Below are 1,375 nucleotides of genomic sequence, written 5' to 3'. Positions count from 1 at the left end.
CACCCGAACCGCCCCTGAGCAAGCGGTCTCACCGTCGGCGATCACTTACCGGAAAGATCCAGCGGTCCGCCGATGATCAGGCTCGCGACGATGGATCCGTCCGGATTCCGGTCGCCGTGCACGAAAACCGAATAACCGGCGGCGATATCGGCTATCCGACCGCCGCCCAGCGCCAGCACCTCGGTTGACGGAGTGCTGTGCACGACGACGGTCCCGCCGAGTATCGCCCCGACGGTCAGGGTCGTGCCGTCGGTTGCGGTGACCGTTCCGACCGTTATGCCGCGGTTCTCCTGCGCGCCTGCCGCGGGCGCAGCCGCCGCGGGCGACCAATCCACATGCGAGCTCGGCACATCCGCATGCAATGTCCGCGGCAACATCCCGTGCCGCAACGCCTGCACCATCTTGATCACGCCGGCGACACCAGGGAGGAATTGTCAAAACCTGTGGATAGGTATGTTTCAGGCGACCTCCGTTCGGGTGGTGTCGGCTGAGCGTGGCGGAGTGATCTCGCGGGGCCGTTCGAGCAGTTTGCCCTTGTGGAACAGGGCGCCGTTGCGGACGAGCGCGACCAACTCGGGGGCGTTGACCTTGCGCCAGCGGGTTTGTGCGGACTCGATCAGCTTGTAGGCCATGGCGATTCCCGCGGTGCGGGAGCCGGGTCCTTTGGTGACTTTCGTGCGCAGCCGCACCGAGGTGAAGGTCGACTCGATCGGCTTGGTGGTGCGCAGGTGGATCCAGTGCTCGGCCGGATACCTGTAGAACTCGAGCAGCACGTCGAGATCGTCGGTGATCTTCTTGACTGCTTTGGGATACTTTGCGCCGTAATCGATTTCGAAGGCCTTCACCGCCAGCTGCGCGCGGTCGATGTCCTCGGCGTCAGATCCTCGACGGCATGGCCGGGGCCATGCCCGGCGACACCGGGCGAATTCTGTTGGGTACTGTGCAATGCCTGGCCGGAACCCCCGCCCGCCAGGCGGCGAAGGCTATTCGCGCGGCGACAGGCTTCGCGGCAAACTTCGTATATCCGACCTCTCCAACATCGGGATCGGCCCCCTCTGGATCGAGATCCACATGACCGGCGGTGACGAAGGCGAGCGGGTGGCCCGCGCCGCTCACATCACGATGTCCGGCATACGCATCGTCAGTCACGTCCCGCCGAACCTCGGGATCATCCGCGAACGGGTCACCCGGGGCGTCGAGTGACCTACGCCAACGATCCGTTCGTCGCAGACCTGATCACCCCTGGCGGGGGTCGTGGCCTGTGTTGGCGATAGACCCCCGCACTCGGGCACCGCTGCGAAGGCCTCATCCACCGGGCCCCAACGTCACCGGCGGGCAACTGCGCCCAGTCGGGGAACCCGTCCCAGCTCGCACT

General features: G+C 65.8%; 2 protein-coding genes and 2 pseudogenes. 1 reads left to right on the top strand and 3 read right to left on the bottom strand.

The genetic code is table 11. The annotated features are described in order from the left end of the window. Positions 1-41: 41 nt before the first annotated feature. The 3 genes and pseudogenes from NM2_RS43095 to NM2_RS43090 form a co-directional block, all read right to left on the bottom strand. On the bottom strand, positions 42-335 hold the full coding sequence (locus NM2_RS43095) for a DUF5666 domain-containing protein (RefSeq protein WP_439956987.1): 294 nt from the start codon (positions 333-335) through the stop codon (positions 42-44). Further along, a pseudogene (locus tag NM2_RS53555) lies at positions 314-422 on the bottom strand (hypothetical protein); the annotation flags it as partial. The pseudogene NM2_RS53555 and the gene NM2_RS43095, both read right to left, overlap by 22 nt. 36 nt (positions 423-458) lie before the next feature. Further along, a pseudogene (locus NM2_RS43090) lies at positions 459-878 on the bottom strand (transposase); the annotation flags it as partial. 193 nt (positions 879-1,071) lie between these two features. On the opposite strand from NM2_RS43090, the gene NM2_RS52775 reads away from it, so the two are divergent. Further along, positions 1,072-1,203 (top strand): hypothetical protein, encoded by a 132-nt coding sequence (locus NM2_RS52775; RefSeq protein WP_281182837.1) that lies wholly within the window; start codon positions 1,072-1,074, stop codon positions 1,201-1,203. The last annotated feature ends 172 nt before the right edge of the window (positions 1,204-1,375 follow it).

The sequence above is a fragment of the Nocardia miyunensis NBRC 108239 genome, from assembly GCF_001613065.1.
Taxonomy (GTDB): Bacteria; Actinomycetota; Actinomycetes; order Mycobacteriales; family Mycobacteriaceae; genus Nocardia; species Nocardia miyunensis.
Note: the sequence above shows the minus strand (reverse complement) of the source record. Positions and strands in the feature narration are given on the sequence as shown.